The organism is Pseudomonas sp. FG86 (assembly GCF_057808775.1).
Genome location: NZ_JBMDIS010000033.1, coordinates 14,724 through 36,481, shown reverse-complemented (window position 1 = coordinate 36,481; position 21,758 = coordinate 14,724). Strand labels below are relative to the sequence as shown.

General features: G+C 60.3%; 17 protein-coding genes. 12 read left to right on the top strand and 5 right to left on the bottom strand.

Annotation, left to right across the window (positions count from 1 at the left end; genetic code table 11):
- Window positions 1–25: 25 nt before the first annotated feature.
- Entirely contained in the window at window positions 26–1,501 is a 1,476-nt protein-coding gene (gene rhlB / locus ACODSV_RS20435) for an ATP-dependent RNA helicase RhlB (RefSeq protein ID WP_024073566.1), read from the top strand.
- Window positions 1,502–1,631: 130 nt separating this feature from the next.
- Here rhlB and moaE read toward each other — a convergent pair whose 3' ends face one another.
- The 5 genes from moaE to ACODSV_RS20410 all read right to left on the bottom strand — a co-directional run bounded on the left by moaE (window position 1,632) and on the right by ACODSV_RS20410 (window position 5,752).
- Complete coding sequence (moaE, locus tag ACODSV_RS20430; RefSeq protein WP_150055855.1) at window positions 1,632–2,081, bottom strand: molybdopterin synthase catalytic subunit MoaE; 450 nt, start codon at window positions 2,079–2,081, stop codon at window positions 1,632–1,634.
- A gap of 2 nt (window positions 2,082–2,083) precedes the next feature.
- On the bottom strand, window positions 2,084–2,326 hold the full coding sequence (gene moaD, locus ACODSV_RS20425; protein WP_150055854.1) for a molybdopterin converting factor subunit 1: 243 nt from the start codon (window positions 2,324–2,326) through the stop codon (window positions 2,084–2,086).
- Window positions 2,323–2,796 carry a cyclic pyranopterin monophosphate synthase MoaC gene (gene moaC / locus ACODSV_RS20420; RefSeq protein WP_150055853.1) on the bottom strand — a complete coding sequence of 158 codons (474 nt, stop codon included), beginning with the start codon at window positions 2,794–2,796 and terminating at the stop codon, window positions 2,323–2,325. Before moaC ends, moaD begins: the two co-directional genes overlap by 4 nt.
- An 88-nt stretch (window positions 2,797–2,884) precedes the next feature.
- Window positions 2,885–4,279 (bottom strand): PhoH family protein, encoded by a 1,395-nt coding sequence (locus ACODSV_RS20415; protein ID WP_024073562.1) that lies wholly within the window; start codon window positions 4,277–4,279, stop codon window positions 2,885–2,887.
- 348 nt (window positions 4,280–4,627) lie between these two features.
- Window positions 4,628–5,752: a polysaccharide deacetylase family protein gene (locus ACODSV_RS20410; protein WP_024073561.1), complete on the bottom strand. Its 1,125-nt coding sequence runs from the start codon at window positions 5,750–5,752 to the stop codon at window positions 4,628–4,630.
- A 229-nt stretch (window positions 5,753–5,981) separates the two neighbouring features.
- Here ACODSV_RS20410 and yaaA point away from each other — a divergent pair, with 229 nt between their 5' ends.
- From yaaA to ACODSV_RS20355, 11 genes are all read left to right on the top strand, one after another.
- A complete protein-coding gene (yaaA, locus tag ACODSV_RS20405; protein ID WP_150056412.1) occupies window positions 5,982–6,761 on the top strand; it encodes a peroxide stress protein YaaA in 780 nt (259 codons plus the stop codon).
- A 900-nt stretch (window positions 6,762–7,661) separates the two neighbouring features.
- Window positions 7,662–8,978 carry a nucleotide sugar dehydrogenase gene (locus ACODSV_RS20400; protein ID WP_150054422.1) on the top strand — a complete coding sequence of 439 codons (1,317 nt, stop codon included), beginning with the start codon at window positions 7,662–7,664 and terminating at the stop codon, window positions 8,976–8,978.
- Between the two features lie 83 nt (window positions 8,979–9,061).
- The gene (gene alg8, locus ACODSV_RS20395; protein WP_162163588.1) at window positions 9,062–10,543 is read left to right on the top strand and encodes a mannuronan synthase; all 1,482 of its coding nucleotides are present in this window, start codon (window positions 9,062–9,064) and stop codon (window positions 10,541–10,543) included.
- 38 nt (window positions 10,544–10,581) lie between these two features.
- On the top strand, window positions 10,582–11,748 hold the full coding sequence (locus ACODSV_RS20390) for an alginate biosynthesis protein Alg44 (RefSeq protein ID WP_024073557.1): 1,167 nt from the start codon (window positions 10,582–10,584) through the stop codon (window positions 11,746–11,748).
- 2 nt (window positions 11,749–11,750) lie between these two features.
- Window positions 11,751–13,142, top strand: coding sequence for an alginate biosynthesis TPR repeat lipoprotein AlgK (algK, locus tag ACODSV_RS20385; RefSeq protein ID WP_150054421.1), 1,392 nt, complete (start codon window positions 11,751–11,753; stop codon window positions 13,140–13,142).
- Window positions 13,139–14,626, top strand: coding sequence for an alginate export family protein (locus ACODSV_RS20380; protein ID WP_150054420.1), 1,488 nt, complete (start codon window positions 13,139–13,141; stop codon window positions 14,624–14,626). Before algK ends, ACODSV_RS20380 begins: the two co-directional genes overlap by 4 nt.
- A complete protein-coding gene (gene algG, locus ACODSV_RS20375; RefSeq protein WP_150054419.1) occupies window positions 14,626–16,215 on the top strand; it encodes a mannuronan 5-epimerase AlgG in 1,590 nt (529 codons plus the stop codon). Before ACODSV_RS20380 ends, algG begins: the two co-directional genes overlap by 1 nt.
- Window positions 16,216–16,226: 11 nt before the next feature.
- Window positions 16,227–17,675 carry an alginate O-acetyltransferase gene (locus ACODSV_RS20370; protein ID WP_150054418.1) on the top strand — a complete coding sequence of 483 codons (1,449 nt, stop codon included), beginning with the start codon at window positions 16,227–16,229 and terminating at the stop codon, window positions 17,673–17,675.
- 8 nt (window positions 17,676–17,683) lie between these two features.
- Window positions 17,684–18,793, top strand: a complete 1,110-nt coding sequence (locus ACODSV_RS20365; RefSeq protein WP_093235455.1) for a mannuronate-specific alginate lyase — start codon at window positions 17,684–17,686, stop codon at window positions 18,791–18,793.
- Between the two features lie 230 nt (window positions 18,794–19,023).
- Entirely contained in the window at window positions 19,024–20,556 is a 1,533-nt protein-coding gene (locus ACODSV_RS20360) for an MBOAT family O-acyltransferase (protein WP_024073551.1), read from the top strand.
- An 11-nt stretch (window positions 20,557–20,567) separates the two neighbouring features.
- Window positions 20,568–21,752 (top strand): alginate O-acetyltransferase, encoded by a 1,185-nt coding sequence (locus ACODSV_RS20355; RefSeq protein WP_024073550.1) that lies wholly within the window; start codon window positions 20,568–20,570, stop codon window positions 21,750–21,752.
- Window positions 21,753–21,758: the final 6 nt, after the last annotated feature.

The following is a 21,758-nucleotide window of genomic DNA, read 5'->3' as shown; positions in this document are numbered from 1 at the left end:
GTACATTCCTTAACCAATTAATGAGATGACCGTGCTCAAAGCACTTAAGAAGATGTTCGGCAAAAGCGAGGCTGAGCCGCTCGCGCCTGTTCCCAGTGCTCCTGTCCCCACGCCCGGCAGCCGCCATGACGGTCAACAGCCAGGCCGGCCCGCACCTGTCGCCTCGCAAAAAAAGCCAGCGGTGACGCCGCCTGAACAGGCAAAACCTGCCGAGGCCGCCCCCGAGCCGGCGCCCCAGCCAAAAGCACCCCGCCGCGAACGCGCGCCAAAACCGCCTGTCACCCCTTGGAAACTCGAAGACTTCGTCGTCGAACCCCAGGAAGGCAAGACCCGCTTCCACGATTTCAAACTCGCCCCGGAACTGATGCACGCCATCCAGGACCTGGGTTTCCCGTACTGCACGCCGATCCAGGCAGAGGTGCTGGGCTTCACCCTGGCGGGCAAAGACGCCATCGGTCGCGCCCAGACCGGTACCGGCAAGACCGCCGCGTTCCTGATCTCGATCATCACCCAGCTGCTGCAAACCCCGCCGCCGAAAGAGCGCTACATGGGTGAACCGCGCGCGCTGATCATCGCCCCGACCCGGGAGCTGGTGGTGCAGATCGCCAAGGACGCCGCCGACCTGACCAAGTACACCGGCCTCAATGTCATGACGTTCGTCGGTGGCATGGACTTCGACAAGCAGCTCAAGCACCTCGAAGCCCGCCATTGCGACATCCTGGTCGCCACTCCGGGCCGCCTGCTGGACTTCAACCAGCGCGGCGACGTGCACCTGGACATGGTCGAAGTGATGGTGCTCGACGAAGCCGACCGCATGCTCGACATGGGTTTTATCCCGCAAGTACGCCAGATCATTCGCCAGACCCCGCCGAAAAACGAGCGCCAGACCCTGCTGTTCTCCGCGACCTTCACCGAAGACGTGATGAACCTCGCCAAGCAGTGGACCACCGACCCGTCCATCGTCGAGATCGAAGCGCTGAACGTGGCCAGCGAAAACGTCGAACAGCACATTTATGCCGTGGCCGGTGCCGACAAGTACAAGCTGCTCTATAACCTGGTCAACGACAACGGCTGGGAGCGCGTGATGGTGTTCGCCAACCGCAAGGACGAAGTGCGCCGCATCGAAGAGCGCCTGGTGCGCGATGGAGTCAACGCCGCGCAACTGTCGGGCGATGTGCCACAGCACAAGCGCATCAAGACCCTGGAAGGCTTTCGCGAAGGCAAGATTCGCGTGCTGGTGGCCACCGACGTGGCGGGGCGCGGGATTCACATCGATGGCATCAGCCACGTGATCAACTTCACCCTGCCGGAAGTGCCGGACGACTACGTGCACCGTATCGGCCGTACCGGTCGCGCAGGCGCGGCGGGTGTGTCGATCAGCTTTGCCGGCGAAGATGACTCGTATCAGTTACCGTCGATCGAGGCGCTGCTGGGTCGCAAGATCAGCTGTGAGACACCGCCGACGCACTTGCTGCGGGCTGTAGAGCGCAAACGCCCTTAAGCTGAAATGCAGTCAAAATTGTGGGAGGGGGCTTGCTCCCGATGGCGGTGCATCAGTCGATACATAAGTTGACTGACACACCGCCATCGGGGGCAAGCCCCCTCCCACATTTGCATCTATGTTCGGCTGACTATTTCCAGCGATCCGCTGCTGCGTGATCACTGCTGCGCCCTTCCACCCAGCGCGCGCCTTCAGGGGTGCTTTCCTTCTTCCAGAACGGCGCACGGGTCTTCAGGTAATCCATCACAAACGCACAGGCATCGAACGCGGCCTGGCGATGGGCACTGGCGGCGGCCACGAACACTATCGGCTCGCCGGGCTCCAGCGCACCGATACGATGCAGCACTTCGAGCTTGAGCAGCGGCCAGCGTTGCTCGGCTTCGACGGCGATCTTGGCCAAGGCTTTTTCAGTCATGCCCGGATAGTGTTCGAGGAACATGCCAGACACCTCGCGCCCCTCGTTGAAATCGCGCACATAGCCGACAAAACTCACCACCGCGCCCACGCCCACATTCGCCGCGTGCATCGCGTTGACCTCGGCACCGGGGTCAAACGGTTCGACCTGTACACGAATGGCCATGTTCAGCCTCCGGTCACGGGCGGGAAGAACGCGACTTCATCACCGGCCTGCAACGGCTCGTCGAGAGCGCACAGCTCCTGGTTACGGGCACACATCAAGCTGGCTTCGTTGAGCACTTCGAAGCCCGGATCACTGGCCAACGCCTGGCGCACAGCGTCGACGGTGGCGAAGTCGCCCTCCATCTCCAGCGAGTCCAGGCCCACCGCTTCGCTGTAGCGCGCAAAAAACAGTACGTTGATGCTCATGCCTGATCCGCCTTGAAATGCCCGCTTTTACCGCCAAGTTTTTCCAGCAGGCGAATGTTTTCGATGGTCATGCCGCGGTCCACGGCCTTGCACATGTCGTAGATCGTCAGCGCGGCGACACTGGCGGCTGTCAGCGCTTCCATCTCCACGCCGGTCTGCCCGGAGAGTTTGCAGCGCGCCACGATATGCACCGAGTCTGCGCCATCGGCGCTCAGTTCGACCTTGACGCCAGTCAACATCAACGGGTGGCACAGGGGGATCAAGTCACTGGTTTTTTTCGCGGCCTGGATCCCGGCGATGCGGGCCACGGCGAACACGTCGCCCTTGGGATGGACGCCGTCGACAATCATTTGCAGGGTCTCGGGCAGCATGCGCACCCGCGCTTCGGCCACCGCTTCACGGAACGTCACGGACTTGTCAGTGACGTCGACCATATGGGCGCGACCTTGGGAATCGAGATGAGTCAGCACAGGGATACTCCTGATCAGGAGCACCGATTGTAAACCCAATGCATAACAAATGTGGGAGGGAGCAAGCCCCCTCCCACACTGACCACGTTTACAAATGCGATTCGGCGTATTCGGCCAGAATCGAGCGAGGCACCCCTTGCAGCGCGATATGCACGCCGTTGGGGAAGTCTTTGAAGCGTTCCGTCAGGTAAGTCAGCCCGGAGCTGGTCGCGGACAGGTAGGGGGTGTCGATCTGTGCCAGGTTACCCAGGCACACCACTTTGGAACCGGCGCCGGCACGGGTGATGATGGTTTTCATCTGGTGCGGCGTAAGGTTCTGGCATTCATCGATCAGTATCAGGCTTTGTTGGAAGCTGCGGCCTCGGATGTAGTTGAGGGATTTGAACTGCAACGGCACTTTGCTGAGGATGTAGTCGACGCTGCCATGGGTGTTTTCGTCATCCATGTGCAAGGCTTCGAGGTTGTCGGTGATCGCCCCCAGCCATGGCTCCATTTTTTCCGCTTCGGTGCCCGGCAGGAAGCCGATTTCCTGGTCCAGGCCCTGCACACTGCGGGTGGCGATGATGCGCCGATAGCGCTTGGTCACCATGGTCTGTTCGATGGCGGCCGCCAGGGCAAGGATGGTTTTGCCCGAGCCCGCGGCGCCGGTCAGGTTGACCAGGTGGATGTCCGGATCGAGCAGCGCATACAGTGCCAGGCTCTGGTAGATGTCACGCGGTTTCAGGCCCCAGGCCTCCTGGTGCAACAGGGGCTCCTGATGCAGGTCGAGGATCAGCAGCTTGTCGACCTGGATCTCTTTGATCCAGCCCACAAAGCCCTGTTCGTCGATGATGAATTCATTGATGTGCACGGCCGGCAGGTTGTCGATCAGTTGCACCTGGTGCCAGGTGCGGCCATGGTCCTGACGGGTTTCGACCTTGCTGACACGGTCCCAGAACGAGCCGGTCATGGTGTGATAACCACGGGACAGCATCGACACGTCGTCGACCAGTTGGTCGGTACTGTAGTCCTCGGCAGCGATCCCACACGCTCGTGCCTTGAGGCGCATATTGATGTCTTTGGTCACCAGCACCAGGCGCAAGTCCTTGTCGCGTGCGTGCAGGTCGATCAGTTGGTTGATGATCTTGTTGTCGTTCAGGTTTTCCGGCAGCAGGCTGTTGGGCTCGCTGCGCTTGCTCATCAGGATCGACAGCAAGCCCTTGGGTCCGCTTTTGCCGCGCTGGATCGGCACGCCGACTTCAACATCCTCGGGTGACGCTTCGCCCAGGGTCTTGTCGATCAGGCGGATGGCCTGGCGGCATTCGGCAGCCACGCTGTGGTGCCCGCTTTTGAGTTTGTCGAGCTCCTCAAGCACGATCATCGGGATGGCGACGTGGTGTTCTTCGAAGTTGAGCAGTGCGTTTGGATCGTGGATCAATACATTGGTATCAAGCACATAAAGGATTGGCTGGTCGGAAGAAGGGTTACGTCCATGATCATCCATACTCGGTCACCTTTGTGGGAGCCAGTCGACGCAATACCACAACAGTGCTGCGCCTCGATTCGACCACCGACCGCACCTTGAGTGACATCAAGGGCAGTGCCCACATGAGGAGTCTTGGAAGACGCCACCTGTGTTGCAGGTTTCGGCGATCTGACTTCGTAATACCGCAAAACCCATGACAGGAAAAAGCACTTTGACGGTTTTTTGAAGTTTATTTTTCAGGATGACGAATAGCACTAGCCGAGTGCCAGCTACCCCGTTAAAGTCGGAAGTCCGCCTGCATCGAAATGTCGCACAAAATCTCCCCGTAAACGCCTCATCCCCAACAGGGCCGGGCACTTCATCTTTTCAACGAAACGCCTCGTGACAGTCCTGCCAGCCCAGGCCACTTTGCGCCGTTGCCTGCAGCAACAGCGGCAATGCCACCCGCGCCTTGTCCTGGGTGTCGTGAAACACAATCACCCCTTTGCGCCACAACAGCATCAGCGTCAGTACCCGTTGCGCCGACTCATCGGCCTTGAGTTTGCCCGGCTCGTCCTGGGAGTCGATGTCCCACAACGCCACCTGCAGGCCCTGGGCCTGGAAGAAGCCCTGGCTGTCCGCACGCCGCTGAGCGTAGGGCGGGCGAAACAGCGGCACGTAGTTTTCCGGCATCAGGTTCTGCGCCAGCGATGCACTGCGGGTGATCGAACTCTGCCAGTCGACCCAATGGCTGTGGGAACGGTACTGCCACCCCTGGATGCCGACGCACTGGCCCTGGTACAGCGCCTGCACATCGGCAGCCGAACTACGCTCCACACGGTTTTGCAGGCTGCTGCCGAGCACGAAGAAGGTGGCATTCATCTTCTGCTTGCGCAGGTACTCGGTAAGCCAGTCGGTATTGCCACTGACCGGTGCCGGCCCGCCGTCGAAGGTCAGCAGGAACAGGCGGTCGTTGAGTTCATCGCCATTGCGCTCGTGATCACCGAAACGCGCGACTTCGCTGCTGATCTGCGGGAACAGCGCGGCCTTGCGCAGTAGCTCGTCCAGATAACGCTCATGGAAAACATGGCTCGGGCCGGCCCAGCCTATATAGAAGGAGTTTTCGCCGACTTCGAACTTGCCCGCCTGCTCGCGCAGATCGTCCATGTTTTCCACCAGGTAGCAGAACGAGGCATCTTCCTCACAGCTCTGCTGGGCGAAGGTGTAGTTCTCCAGCAAGCGCCGCCAGAGCTGGCGACGCAGGTCATCGATGGCCGCCAGGTTGATGATCTTCAGCCCCAGGCGCTGCTTGAGCGCCGCGTCATCCTGGGCTTCGCTGGCGATCAGGCTATGGGCAAACATCAGGATTTCCGCACGCGAAGCCACATCGAACAGCGCCGGGCTGCTGAGCTTTTCGGGCCAGGTGCCACGGTCCAGGCTGGCTACGTCCACCGGCGCCGCTTGGGCGCTCATGCAGAACAGGCAAGCGGATAATAAAAGCGCAATTCGCACCAGGGTCTCCTTCTCCAGAGTCGTCGCGCACTATAGCCGATCATTGCAGGAGCGAGCTTGCTCGCGAAATACGTTAACGCTGACGCGGGCATCCTGAATCAACGCGGTGTCTTTTCGTTTTTCGCGAGCAAGCTTGCTCCTACAGAAATCGAGGCATCTATGGGTTTCATAGGTGGAGTCAAAACGCCGCAACCCCTAGAATCCGCGCACGATTACAGGAGACGACTTCATGCTGATGGTGATTTCCCCCGCCAAAACCCTCGACTTCGAGTCAAAGCCGGTCACTGCGCGCTTCACCCAGCCGCAATACCTGGACCATTCCCAGGAACTGATCGAGCAACTGCGTCAGCTGAGCCCGGCGCAGATCAGCGAATTGATGCACGTGTCCGACAAGATCGGCGGCCTCAACGCCGCCCGCTTCGGCAGCTGGACCCCGGCCTTCACCCCAGAGAATGCCAAGCAGGCCTTATTGGCGTTCAAGGGCGACGTGTACACCGGCCTCAACGCCGACACCTTCAGCGATGCCGACTTCAGCTACGCCCAGGACCACCTGCGCATGCTCTCGGGCCTGTACGGCCTGCTGCGCCCCCTGGACCTGATGATGCCGTACCGCCTGGAGATGGGCACCAAGCTCGCCAACGCCCGTGGCAAGGACCTGTACGCCTTCTGGGGCACGCGCATCAGCGAGTGGCTCAACCAGGCGCTGGCCGAACAAGGCGATGACGTGCTGCTCAACCTGGCATCCAACGAGTATTTTTCGGCGGTCAAGCGCACGGTCCTGAACGCGCGGATCATCAATACCGAGTTCAAGGACCTGAAGAACGGCCAGTACAAGATCATCAGCTTCTACGCAAAAAAGGCCCGGGGCATGATGAGCCGTTTCGTGATCCAAGAGCGCATCAATGACCCGGCCCAGCTCAAGCAGTTCGAGGTGCAGGGCTACCGCTTCAATGCAGAGCAGTCCAAGCCGGACAAGCTGGTGTTTTTGCGCGATCACGCACCGGAATAAGGCCGTACCAGCCTCTTTCAGACAATGAAATCCAAATGTGGGAGGGGGCTTGCCCCCGATGGGGGTGAATCAGTCGACACATGTATGACTCACACCGCCATCGGGGGCAAGCCCCCTCCCACATTTTTGCCTGCATTCCACATCAAGAATCGTCAATTGTTTGGCGTCAAAAAATATCTTGACGTATCTCTAAATTTTATTTCACTCGACATTTCCGATTTTTTTTCGTAGTGGCACCCCAATTTTTAATCACTAGTGGCACAAAACTATCCCCGCGCGCCAACTCCCCGTAACTACTGGCCCAAATAGCAAGTGCTATCAATATAGTACCAGTGCCATCTTTGCCAATATTTCAAGAAATTTCCGGAAACAGGATGAGTGGCCCGGAACTTCGTCCTAAAGCACCGCTCATACCACCGGTAACGAAATTCTCTGTTTCTGTAAGAGATGACTTACATGGCCGACCAACGGAAGTAGCGAAGTTGTCACATTGAACTTTGACTCAGGGGTCACTTTACCAACCGATTAGTTAAGAGCGGCGACAAGGATGAATTGCCACGCACTATAGGCCAAGGCTGTGCTTACCCTAATGGGTCAGTGAGATAACCCAAGGCATTGATATTTAAAGGCTTGCAGCCTTTATCAAAGCCCTGCGGCACTGACGTCAGGCCCTTCTCCCAGGAAGGCTGGCTGCATTTGAGGGCAGGCCCCAATAACAAGGCCAAGTTGCGCACAACTTGAGTGCAATAGTTAGTCACTCGTTATTCAACATGCCTGTACGCGGCAAGTCGGCGTCTATTCGCCCAACTTTCGCGGCATTTGTGACGCTTGCAAACATGAACTCCGGCCATCTAATGGCATGTTTTAAATACCGTCTTCAATGACAAAGAGGTAATTGCGATGCGCATCAGCATATTTGGTTTGGGTTACGTCGGCGCAGTCTGTGCCGGTTGCCTGTCTGCCCGTGGCCACGAAGTGGTGGGCGTAGACATCTCCAAGGAAAAGATCGACCTGATCAATGCCGGTAAATCGCCGATCGTTGAGCCGGGTCTGGGCGAACTGTTGAGCCAAGGCATCGCAAACGGTCGCCTGCGCGGTACGACCAACTTCGCCGAAGCGATTCGCGATACGGACCTGTCGATGATTTGCGTCGGCACGCCCAGCAAGAAAAACGGCGACCTGGAACTCAACTACATCGAATCGGTATGCCGCGAGATCGGTTTTGTCCTGCGTGACAAGACCACCCGTCACACCATCGTGGTGCGCAGCACCGTATTGCCGGGCACCGTCGCCAACGTGGTGATCCCGATCCTCGAAGACTGCTCCGGCAAGAAAGCCGGCGTCGACTTCGGTGTCGCGGTCAACCCGGAATTCCTGCGTGAATCCACCGCTATCGCCGACTACGACCTGCCACCGATGACCGTTATCGGCGAGTTCGACAAAGCTTCCGGCGACGTCCTGCAGTCGCTGTACGAAGAACTCGACGCTCCGATCATCCGCAAGGACATCGCCGTCGCCGAGATGATCAAGTACACCTGCAACGTGTGGCACGCCACCAAGGTGACCTTCGCCAACGAGATCGGCAACATCGCCAAGGCCGTCGGCGTCGATGGTCGCGAAGTGATGGAAGTGGTCTGCCAGGACAAGACCCTCAACCTGTCCCAGTACTACATGCGCCCAGGCTTCGCGTTCGGCGGCTCCTGCCTGCCCAAAGACGTGCGTGCCCTGACTTACCGCGCCAGCTCCCTGGACGTCGAAGCGCCGCTGCTCAACTCGCTGATGCGCAGCAACGAATCCCAGGTACAGAACGCCTTCGACATCGTCGCTGGCCACGACAAGCGCAAAGTCGCCCTGCTGGGCCTGAGCTTCAAGGCCGGTACCGACGACCTGCGCGAAAGCCCGCTGGTAGAACTGGCCGAGATGCTGATCGGCAAGGGTTACGACCTGAGCATCTACGACAGCAACGTCGAATACGCCCGTGTGCACGGTGCGAACAAAGATTACATCGAAGGCAAGATCCCGCACGTGTCGTCCCTGCTCAATTCGGACTTCGACGACGTGATCAACAACTCCGACGTGATCATCCTCGGCAACCGTGACGAGAAGTTCCGTGCCTTGGCGCATAACGCGCCGGATGGCAAGCAAGTGGTCGACCTGGTGGGCTTCATGTCCAAAGCCACCAGTGTGAGCGGCCGCACCGAAGGTATTTGCTGGTAACAGCGACGGCAAGTTCCGGGCTGCAAGCGTCTTCATCCCCAGCGCTTGCAGCCTGGAACCTCCTTCCCTTCCGGATGACGCTTATGTCCAAGTTAAAACATGTACTACTGCAATCCGCCGGCTGGCTGCTGTTCCTCAGCCTGCTGATGGGACTCGCCCTGCTGCTGCCGGCGAGTACATTCGACTCGGAGTCGAAGAATTTTATTTTCCTGATTGGCGCCGTCGGTATCTGGCGCTACTCGATGGGTGCGACGCATTTCTTTCGCGGCATGCTGTTCCTGTACGTGGTCTACCCCCACCTGCGCCGCAAAGTGCGCAAGCTGGGCAAAGCCGCAGACCCGTCCCATGTGTTCCTGATGGTCACCAGCTTCCGTATCGACGCGCTGACCACAGCCCAGGTGTACAGCTCGGTGATTCGCGAGGCCATCGAGTGCGGCTTCCCCACCACCGTGGTCTGCTCGCTGGTGGAAATGTCCGATGAGCTGCTGGTAAAGAGCCTGTGGGAACGCATGAACCCGCCTGACCACGTCAAGCTCGACTTCGTGCGCATCGCCGGTACCGGCAAGCGCGACGGCCTGGCCTTCGGCTTTCGCGCGATCTCCCGCCACCTGCCGGACGAGCGTGCCGTGGTCGCCGTGATCGATGGCGACACCGTGCTTGCCGAAGGCGTCGTGCGCAAGACCGTGCCGTGGTTCCAGCTGTTCGACAACGTCGGCGGCCTGACCACCAACGAGTTCTGCGAAGTCCGCGGCGGCTACATCATGAGCGAGTGGCACAAACTGCGCTTCGCCCAACGTCACATCAACATGTGCTCCATGGCCCTGTCCAAGCGCGTACTGACCATGACCGGGCGCATGTCGGTGTTCCGTGCCAGCGTCGTCACTGACCCAGGCTTTATCGCCGATGTGGAAAGCGACTCGCTGCAACACTGGCGCCTGGGCCGCTTCAAGTTTTTGACCGGCGATGACAAGTCCAGCTGGTTCAGCCTGATGCGCCTGGGCTACGACACGTTCTACGTGCCGGACGCCGCGATCAATACGGTGGAACACCCGCCGGAAAAGAGCTTTATCAAGGCCAGCCGCAAGCTGATGTTCCGCTGGTACGGCAACAACCTGCGCCAGAACTCCCGTGCCCTGGGCCTGGGCGTACGTCGGTTGGGCCTGTTCACCAGCGTGGTGCTGTTCGACCAGCGCGTGTCGATGTGGACCTCCCTGCTCGGCCTGACCGTGGCGATCATCGCCACCTTCAAGTACGGCGGCGCGTTCATCCTCGCCTACCTGCTGTGGATCGGCATCACCCGCCTGATCCTCACCCTGCTGCTGTCGTGCTCCGGCCACAAGATCGGCCCGGCCTACCCGGTGATTCTCTATTACAACCAGATCATGGGCGCGCTGGTGAAGATCTACGTGTTCTTCCGCCTTGATCAACAGTCCTGGACCCGCCAGGACACCAAACTGACCCGCGATTTGGCCAGCTTTCAACGTTGGTTCAACACCTGGTCGTCTCGGACCATGACCTTCTCCGCCGGCAGCATCTTCGTCGCCGTGTTGCTGATGATGGTCTGACCCTGCCAAGCCTGAATTAACTCTAGGAAATTGCCCTGATGAACAGCCAAGTAAACGCCAACGTTGTCCACGAATCCGAAGCCCAGCGCCAACATGCCCGGGTCAAAATCCCGGCCAAGCTGCGCTTCTTCAACACTGACCGCACCCAGACCGAAGCACGCGTGATCGACCTGTCCGCCGGCGGCCTGGCGTTCACCGCCACCCAGCCATTGACCGTGGGTGAAGTGCACAAGGGCCGCCTGCAATTCGTCATCGATAACCTCGGCCTGGCCATGGATGTGGAGTTGCAGATTCGCTCCTACGACCGCCAGAGCGGCCGTACCGGTTGCCAGTTCCAGAACCTCGACGCCCAGGATATTTCCACCCTGCGCCACCTGATCACCTCGCACTTGTCCGGCGACATCGTGACCATGGGTGATGTGCTCGCCACCCTGCAACGCGACAACTTCACCAAGGCCCGCAAGGTCAAGGATGGCGGCAGCAACATGAGCGCCTTCGGCCGCCTGCGCGCCGTGACGTTCAGCCTGGCGATCTTCCTCGTGGGCCTGGCGGCGTTCGGGTTTGTCTTCAAGTCGCTGTACGGCATGTACTTCGTTACCCACGCCCAGGCGGGCCTGGTCAGCGTACCCGGCATGAACGTGACCATGCCGCGCGACGGTACCGTGCAAAGCCTGCTCAAAGGTGATGCGGTTGCGGCCAAGGGCGCGCCACTGGCCACCTTCAGCACCAGCATGCTCGACGTACTCAAGGGCCACCTCGACGAAGACCAGCTGCAACCGGCCAAGGTCGAAGAACTGTTCGGCAAGCAAATGACCGGCACCCTGACCTCCCCATGCGACTGCGTCGTGGCCCAGCAACTGGTGGCCGACGGTCAGTACGCCAGCAAGGGCGATGTGATCTTCCAACTGGTGCCACGCGGCAGCCTGGCCAATGTGGAAGCACGCTTCACCTATCGCCAGTTCGCCGACGTACGCCCTGGTACCCCGGTGAGCTTCCAGGTCGCCGACGAAGAGCAGGTCCGCACCGGCACCATCGTCAGCAGCACCAGCCTGAACAGCGCCGACCTGTCCTCCGACATTCGTGTGCAGATCAAGCCGGATGCTCCCCTGGACAGCACCTACGCCGGCCGCCCGGTAGAAGTGACCAGCGACCGTGGCCCCTCCCTGAACTGGCTGATCGATAAAGCCATGGCAGCAGGTCTTTAATCATGAGCGCCCTTCGAACCCTACCGGTGCCCCTGGCGCTGGCCATCGCCCTCGCCGGTTGCGCCGGCCTGCCCGACCAACGCCTGGCCAATGAAGCGCTCAAGCGTGGCGATACCGTCACCGCGCAGCAGAATTACCAGCAACTGGCAGACCTGGGTTACAGCGAGGCCCAGGTGGGCCTGGCCGACATCCAGGTAGGCACCCGCGATCCGGCGCAAATCAAACAGGCCGAAGCCACCTACCGCGCAGCGGCGGATACCTCGCCGCGTGCCCAGGCCCGTCTCGGTCGCCTGCTGGTGGCCAAGCCAGGCTCTACCGAGGCCGAACACCATGAAGCCGAAGGCCTGTTGAAAAAAGCCTTTGCCAATGGCGAAGGCAACACCCTGATCCCGCTGGCGATGCTGTACCTGCAATACCCGCACAGTTTCCCCAACGTGAATGCCCAGCAGCAGATCAACAAATGGCAGGCGGCCGGTTACCCGGAAGCCGGTCTGGCCCAGGTGCTGCTGTATCGCACCCAGGACACCTACGACCAGCACCTGGATGACGTAGAGCGCATCTGCAAAGCCGCGCTGAACACCACCGACATCTGCTACGTCGAACTGGCCACGGTCTACCAGAAAAAAGCCGAGCCGGAAAAACAAGCCGAGCTGCTCAAGCAAATGGAAGCCGGCTACAGCCGTGGCACCGTCACCGCACAGCGCGTCGACAGCGTCGCCCGCGTGCTGGGCGATGCAACCCTGGGCAAGACCGACGAGAAGACCGCCCAGGCCCTGCTGGAAAAAATCGCCCCCGGCTACCCCGCTTCCTGGGTCAGCCTGGCGCAACTGCTCTACGACTTCCCGGAACTGGGCGACGTCGACCAGATGATGAAGTACCTGGACAACGGCCGCGCCGCCGACCAGCCGCGCGCCGAGCTGTTGCTGGGCAAGCTCTATTACGAAGGCAAGTGGGTGCCGGCGGACGCCAAGGCGGCCGAAGCGCATTTCGAAAAAGCCGTAGGCAAGGAAGTGGCCGCCGATTACTACCTCGGCCAGATCTACCGCCGTGGCTACCTGGGCAAGGTGTACTCGCAAAAAGCCCTGGACCATTTGCTCACCGCCGCGCGTAACGGCCAGAACAGCGCCGACTTCGCCATCGCCCAATTGTTTTCCCAAGGCAAGGGCACCAAGCCCGACCCACTGAACGCCTATGTCTTCAGCCAGTTGGCTAAAGCCCAGGACACGCCAGAGGCCAATGAGTTGGCGACGCAGCTCGAAGCCCCGCTGACGCCGGAACAACGCGCCGAAGGCCAACGCCTGGTGCAACAGGAACTGGCCGCGCGCGGCACCCTGGCCCAAAGCACGCTGCAACTGCACGCCCTGCAAGAAGAAGACGGCGAGGAATCCCTATGAAGCTCAATCCATTCGTGCAGGCCGGCATCGGCCTGACCTTTGCCCTGCTGTGGTCGTGCCCGACCCTGGCCGCACTGACTGAAACCAAGAATTTCGGCATGGACGTTAAAATCACCGGCCAGTCCGAAGACGACCGCGACCTGGGCACCCAGAAAGGCGGCGACGTCAACGGCATCGGCCTCGACCTGCGCCCGTGGATCTACGGCGAAAGCGGCAACTGGAGCGCCTATGCCATGGGCCAGGCGGTTGCTTCGAGCGACATTATCGAGACCGACACCCTGCAACAGTCGGCGGATGATGAAAACCAGCAAACCACCAACGACGACCGCAAGACCAAGAAAAACTACTTGGCCATGCGCGAATTCTGGGTCGGCTACAGCGGCTTCACGCCCTACCCTGGCGAGATCCTCAAGCTCGGTCGCCAACGCCTGCACAATGACGACGGCCAATGGCGCGACACCAATATCGAAGCGCTGAACTGGACCTTCGACACCACCTTGCTCAAGGCCAATGTCGGCGCAGCCGAACGCTTCAGCGAATACCGAACCGACCTCAAGGAACTGTCGCCCGAGGACAAGGACCGCCAGCACTTCTACGCCGACGCGTCCTACCAGTGGACGCCGGGGCAGTGGATCGGCCTGCGCGGTCACCATACCCATGACGACGGCAAGCTCGACTATCCCGAGCCGGGCGTGCCCACCGACTCGTTGGACAAGCGCGAAAACGGCGACCTGACCTGGCTTGGCATCGAAGCCAACAGCGACGCCTACAACTGGCGTAACACCAACACCGTCAACTACTGGGCCAGCGTCACCGGCATGCAGGGCAACCGCGACACGGTCAATGCCTTGAACGCCGACGGCACCCGCCCGGCCAACGCCAAGCGCAGCGACGACCTGAATGGCTGGGCCACCGACCTGGGTGTGCGCCTGCGCCTTGACCCGCAGTGGCAAGTGGGCGCCGCCTATTCGCGTGCCAGTGCCGAATACGAGCAGAACGGCCTGCAAAGCAACCGTTCGAACTGGACCGGTACCCAGTCCCGCGTCCACCGTTTCGGCGAAGCATTCCGCGGCGAAATGAACAACATGCAGTCCATGAGCCTGTTCGGTTCCTGGCAGCTGCGCGAGGACTATGACGCCAGCCTGGTGTACCACAAGTTCTGGCGCGTCGACGGCAACAAGCCGGTCGGCAGCAACGGCATCGACGCCGTGCAGAACAACACCGATGACGTGACCGGCGCGATCCTGTCCAGCACGTCCCTGCCCCTGGAAGACGGCAAGAAAGACCTGGGCCAGGAGATGGACCTGGTGGTCACCAAGTACTTCAAGACCGGCCTGCTGCCGGCGGGGCTCAGCCATTCGATCGACGAACCGTCGGCCCTGGTGCGCTTGCGTGCAGGTGTGTTCAAACCGGGCGACGCCTATGGCAGCCAAGTCGACTCGTACATGCATCGCGCCTTTGTCGACGTGATTTGGAAGTTCTGATGGGAGCCCGCGCAATGATTGCTCACCCCTTCACAGGCAGATGCCTGCTGGTGACCGCGATGCTGATGGCCAGTGCCACAGCGTTCGCCGATACCGCGCAGCCGGTCAAGGCGCCGACCATCGCCAAAGAACTGCAACAGGCCAAGACCTACACCATCTCCAGCCCGCCGACCGCGCCGCTGGAAATGGCCAAGCCTGCCCTGCCGGACCTGTCGGGCTACACCGCCGCGGCGATGGAAAAGAAAATCGTCAGAACCAAGCCGGGCAAGATCAGCATCCGCCGCATGATGCAGGAAGACGCCCTGAAGGACTTCATCGGCGGCGACAACAAGATGGCCGAATGGGTGGTGCGCCAACACGGCATTCCCCAGGCCATTTTTGTCGACGACGGCTACATGAACCTCAAGGACCTGCTGGGTAAAGTGCCCAAGCAGTACTTGAGCGAAACCTCGCCGGGCGTGTTCCTGTCCAAGTTGCCGATCGTGGTCGGGCGCAAGGGCATCCTGGAAATCGACAAGCAGACCAAAGAACTGCGCATGTCCCAGGAAGCCGGCTCGTTCCTGATCAACGACGGCCAACTGTTTGTGCGCGATACCAAGGTCACCGGCTGGAAAGAAAAGGCCAACGGCCCGGCGACCTTCCAGTCGCCCAAGGAATTCCGCCCGTTCCTGCTGGCCTGGGGCGGCACCGAGACTTACATCTCCAACACCAAGATGGCCAGCTTCGGCTACGCCAACAGTAAGTCGTACGGGGTGAGTATTTCCCAGTACACGCCGAACATGGCCAAGGTACTCAAGCGCCCTGAGCCGACCGGCTGGATCATCGATTCCGAGTTCTCGGACATGTGGTACGGCTTCTATTGCTACGAGACCACAGGCTTTGTGGTCAAGGGCAATACCTACAAAGACAACATCGTCTACGGCATTGACCCCCATGACCGTTCCCACGGCCTGATCATCGCGGACAACACCGTCTACGGCACCAAGAAGAAGCACGGCATCATCATTTCCCGGGAAGTGAACGACAGCTTCATCTTCAATAACCGCAGCTATGACAACAAGCTCTCGGGCCTGGTGATCGACCGTAACAGCGTGAACAACCTGATCGCCGACAACGAGATCTACCGCAACCATACCGACGGCATCACCCTCTATGAGAGCGGTGACAACCTGCTGTGGGGCAACAAGGTGATCGCCAACCGTCGCCACGGCATCCGGATTCGTAACAGCGTGAACATTCGCCTGTACGAAAACACTTCGATGGCCAACGGCCTGACCGGCGTGTACGGCCACATCAAGGATTTGACCGACACCGACCGTGACATTGCCCTCGACCCGTTCGACGCCAAGGTCTCGCTGATCGTGGTCGGCGGTGAGCTGGCCGGTAACGGCAGCGGCCCGCTGTCGATCGACTCGCCGTTGAGTGTCGAGTTGTATCGCGTGTCGATGCTGGCGCCGACCAAATCCAGCGGCATCAGCTTCAACGGCGTGCTGGGCGATCGTCAGGAAGAAATTCTCGACCTGCTGGTGCGCCAGCAGAAAGCCGTGCTGATCGACCCTGTCGAACGCCAGACCGAAATGCAGGACTGAGGATGACCCTTATGCACCCACACATGATCAAACTGCTGAGCCTCTCGGGTCTGACCCTCGGCCTGCTCGCGGCCAGCCAGGGCGTGCGCGCCGATGAAATCAAGGCGCCGAGCTTTACCGCCGAGCCGTGCTGCAGCCTGTGCCCTGCCGCCCACGACGCGAAGAACTACACCACGCGCTACCAGCAGAACTTCACCACCCTGGTACAAGCCCAGGGCGACTGGCTGTTCCGTACCCAGGAAGACCTGCGCACCGAATTCGACACCAGCCCCGCCGGCTACAAACGCATGCAACAACTGCACGATGCGTTCAAGGCCAAAGGCGTGGAACTGGTGGTGGTCTACCAGCCGACCCGTGGCCTGGTGAACCGCAACAAGCTCAACCCGGCAGAAAAAGCCTCGTTCGATTTCGACAAGGCCCTGAGCAACTACAAGACCATGCTCGGCCGCTTCGCCAAGATGGGCTACGTGGTGCCGGACTTGTCGCCGTTGACCAACGAGCAACTGCCGGACGAATTGCCGGCCCACGATTTCTACTTCCGTGGCGACCAGCACTGGACCCCCTATGGCGCCCAGCGCACCGCGAAAATCGTCGGTGCCAAAGTGCGCGCGATGCCGGAGTTCGCCGATATTCCCAAGCGTGAGTTCGAGACCAAGCGCTCCGGACGCATGGGCAAGACCGGTACCCTGCACAACATGGCCGGGCAACTGTGCGGCACCAGCTACGCGATCCAGTACATGGACCAGTTCACCACCGAGCCCAAGGGCGAAGCGGGCGACGGCGACCTGTTCAGCGATTCGGGCAACCCGCAGATCACCCTGGTCGGCACCAGCCACAGCGGCAAGAACTACAACTTCGCCGGCTTCCTCGAAGAGGAAATCGGTGCCGACATCCTCAACGTCGCCTTCCCCGGCGGTGGTTTGGAAGGTTCGATGATCCAGTACCTGGGCAGCGACGAATTCCAGAAAACCCCACCGAAAATCTTGATCTGGGAATTCTCGCCGCTGTATCGACTCGACCAGGAAACCATCTACCGCCAGATGATGGCGCTGCTGGACAACGGCTGCGAAGGCAAGACCGCGCAGATGAGCGCCAGCACCACCTTGAAACCCGGCAAGAACGAATTGCTGGTTAACAGTTCGAACAAAGACCTGCGCAATGCCAACCATCAGGTCGATATCCGCTTCGCCGATCCCTCGGTGAAAACCTTGCAAGCCACCCTCTGGTACATGAACGGGCGCCACGAGGACATCAAGATCGAGAAACCCGAAACATCCGATACAGACGGGCGTTTCGCCTTTGAACTGCGCACCGATGAAGACTGGGCCTCGCAGAACTTGCTGGCCGTGGAAGTGCAGGGCCCCGAAGCGGGCGCTGCCGCGCAGAAGGTCGAAGCGAAAATTTGCACACGCAACGTATTCCCAAGCGGCGGTCAGAAGACTGCCTCACTCGGGCAATGAGGTTACCTATGCAGAAGTTACTGATTCCATCGTTACTGGGCCTGGCGATCTTCGCCGGCGCGGCCAGCGCCGCCGCGCCGCTGCGTCCGCCCCAGGGCTACTTCGCACCGATTGAAGCGTTCAAGACCGGCGATTTCAAAAATGACTGCGATGCCATGCCCACGCCGTACACCGGCCCACTGCAATTTCGCAGCAAGTACGAAGGCTCCGACAAGGCCCGCTCCACGCTGAATGTGCAGTCGGAAAAAGCCTTTCGCGACAGCACCGCCGACATCACCAAGCTGGAAAAAGACACCAGCAAGCGCGTGATGCAGTTCATGCGCGACGGTCGTCCGGAGCAGTTGGAATGCACGCTCAACTGGTTGACCAGCTGGGCCAAGGCTGACGCGTTGATGTCCAAGGACTTCAACCACACCGGCAAGTCCATGCGCAAATGGGCACTGGGCAGCATGGCCTCGGCCTATGTCCGCCTGAAGTTCTCCGACTCGCATCCGCTGGCCAACCACCAGCAGGAATCGCAACTGATCGAAGCCTGGTTCAACAAGCTGGCGGACCAGGTGGTCAGCGACTGGGACAACCTGCCGCTGGAAAAAACCAACAACCACTCCTACTGGGCCGCCTGGTCGGTGATGGCAACCTCCATCGCCACCAACCGTCGCGACCTGTTTGATTGGGCCGTGAAGGAATACAAGGTCGGCGTCAACCAGGTCGATGACCAGGGCTTTTTGCCCAACGAGTTGAAGCGTCAGCAACGCGCCCTGTCGTACCACAACTACGCGCTGCCGCCGCTGTCGATGATCGCCAGTTTTGCCCTGGTCAACGGGGTTGACCTGCGCCAGGAAAACAACGGCGCGCTCAAGCGCCTGGGCGACAAGGTGCTGGCCGGGGTCAAGGATCCGGAGATCTTCGAACAGAAGAACGGCAAGGAACAGGACATGAAGGATCTCAAGGAAGACATGAAATTCGCCTGGCTCGAACCCTTCTGCACCCTCTACACCTGCGCGCCGGATGTACTCGAACGCAAGCACGGGATGCAGCCGTTCAAGACCTTCCGCCTCGGCGGCGACCTGACCAAGGTCTACGACCCGACACATGAGAAAGGCAACAAAGGTTCCTGAGTGAACTCGGTAAAAATGTGGGAGGGGCGGTGCGACGATTCGACTTGCCCCCGATAGCGGTGTATCAGTTGATGCATCCGGTGACTGACTCACCACCATCGGGGGCAAGCCCCCTCCCACATTTGACGCCGGTTTCGACAGTGAGATTGCAATACAACCTCCCCCGACATCGTGGGGGGGTTTGGGGGGGCTCTGGCCCTTGACTGTTGGTTAAACATGGAGAGATCGGGATGGTTTTCTCGTCCAATGTGTTCCTGTTTCTGTTCTTGCCGATCTTTCTCGGCTTGTACTACTTGAGCGGGCAACGCTATCGCAATCTGCTGCTGCTGATTGCCAGCTACGTGTTCTACGCCTGGTGGCGAGTGGACTTCCTGGCGCTGTTCGCGGCCGTCACGCTGTGGAACTACTGGATCGGCCTCAAGGTCGGTGCAGCCGGCGTGCGTACCAAGCCGGCCCAACGTTGGCTGCTGCTTGGCGTGGCCGTTGACCTGTGCATCCTCGGCTACTTCAAGTACGCCAACTTCGGTGTCGACAGCATCAACGTGATGATGAAGTCGGTGGGTCTCGAGCCGTTCATCCTCACCCACGTGCTGTTGCCGATCGGGATCTCGTTCTACATCTTCGAGTCCATCAGCTACATCATCGACGTGTACCGTGGCGATACCCCGGCGACGCGCAACCTCATCGACTTTGCGGCGTTCGTGGCGATCTTCCCGCACCTGATCGCCGGCCCGGTGTTGCGTTTCCGCGACCTGGCCGACCAGTTCAATAACCGCACCCATACCCTCGACAAGTTCTCCGAGGGCTGCACGCGGTTCATGCAGGGTTTCATCAAGAAGGTGTTTATCGCCGACACCCTGGCGGTGGTGGCTGACCACTGCTTTGCCCTGCAAAACCCCACCACCGGCGATGCCTGGCTTGGCGCGCTGGCTTACACCGCGCAGTTGTACTTCGACTTCTCCGGCTACAGCGACATGGCGATCGGCCTGGGCTTGATGATGGGTTTCCGCTTCATGGAAAACTTCAAGCAGCCGTACATCAGCCAGTCGATCACCGAGTTCTGGCGGCGCTGGCACATCAGCCTGTCGACCTGGCTGCGTGACTACCTGTACATCACCCTGGGCGGCAACCGCAAAGGCACGCTGACCACTTACCGCAACCTGTTCCTGACCATGCTGCTCGGTGGCCTGTGGCACGGTGCGAACATCACCTACATCGTGTGGGGTGCCTGGCACGGCATGTGGCTGGCGATTGAGAAAGCCATCGGCCTCAACACCGCACCACGCAGTTTCAACGTTGTCCGTTGGGCCTTCACCTTCCTGCTGGTGGTGATGGGCTGGGTCATCTTCCGTTCCGAAAACCTGCATGTGGCCGGCCGTATGTACGGCGCGATGTTCAGCTTTGGCGAGTGGTCGCTCTCGGAACTCAACCGCGCCAACCTCACGGGCCTGCAAGTGGCAACCCTGGTGGTGGCGTACGCAACCTTGGCATTCTTCGGCCTGCGCGACTTCTACACCAACCGCCCCGCCGAAAAAACCAAGCCGGCCGACCCGAGCCTGATCAAGGCCGTGCCTGGCGACGACCCGGGCAGCATCCACCAACCCGGTTTCACCGTGGGCAAAGACGCCGCCGTGCAACCGGCCTACTGGACCGCTGACTGGCCACGCTACGCCATGCGCGCTGCGGTGCTGCTGCTGTTCGTGGCATCGATCCTGAAACTATCGGCGCAGAGCTTCTCGCCGTTCCTTTACTTCCAATTCTGAGGGAGCCGACCATGACCCGTTCATTCCGCGTCCTCTATATCGCACTGTTCCTGCTGGTGCTGCTGGCCCTGGGCGCCTGGTCGATGCGCAGTTTCTTCGGCTTCAGCACCAACGCTGATGCGACCGTGCTCAACGGTCGCTGGACCAAGGCCGTCGAGACGCACTACGACGACCAGTTCCCGATCAAGCGCATCGGCACCAACCTCTGGGCCGCGCTGGACTACAAGCTGTTCAATGAAGGCCGCCCTGGCGTGGTGCTGGGTCGCGATCACTGGCTGTACAGCGACGAGGAGTTCAACCCCGCCGTCAACGAAGACCAGAACCTGGAAGGCAACTACGCCCTGGTCGAAGGCGTGCGCCAGAAACTCAAGGCCCAAGGCATTGAGCTGGTGATGGCGATCATTCCGGCCAAGGTACGCCTGTACCCGGAACACCTGGGCGAAGTGAAACCGGCGAGTATCCACGCCAACCTGTACCAGGACTTCCACGCCCGTGTCGCCGCCGACCACATCATCGCCCCCGACCTGCTGGGCCCGCTGCAACAGGCCAAGCTGGGCGGCAAGCAAGTGTTCCTGCGTACCGACACCCACTGGACCCCGGACGGCGCCGAAATCGCCGCCAAGCAGTTGGCTAAAACCATTGCCGACAAAACCCCACTGAACGGCGAACCGCAGCGCTTTGTCACCGAAGCCGAAAAGACCGAACCGCATAAAGGCGACCTGCGTCTGTTCCTGCCCCTGGACCCACTGTTCGAAAACCTGATGCCACCGAAGGAGCCGTTGGAAAAACGCGTGACGCACCTGGCCGAAACCAAGGGCGACGACGCACTGTTCACCGACAGCGAAACCCCGGTAGCACTGGTGGGCACCAGCTACAGCGCCAACCCCAACTGGAACTTCGTCGGTGCGCTCAAGCAAGCCCTGGGCAGCGACGTGGTCAGCTACGCCGAAGACGGCCACGGCCCGATCCTGCCGATGCTCAGCTACCTGAAAAGTGACGACTTCAAGAACAGCCCGCCACAAGTGCTGATCTGGGAGTTTCCTGAACGTTATCTGCCCGTGAACAACGAAATCGGTGATGCCGACCCATCGTGGGTTGCGCAACTTAAACAAGCCGGTTCGCGCCAACAAAACATGGCACTGAACACCCCAGTTAAACACCAAAAATCCGAGACGCCCGACCGGGCGCAAAACTGAAAGAGA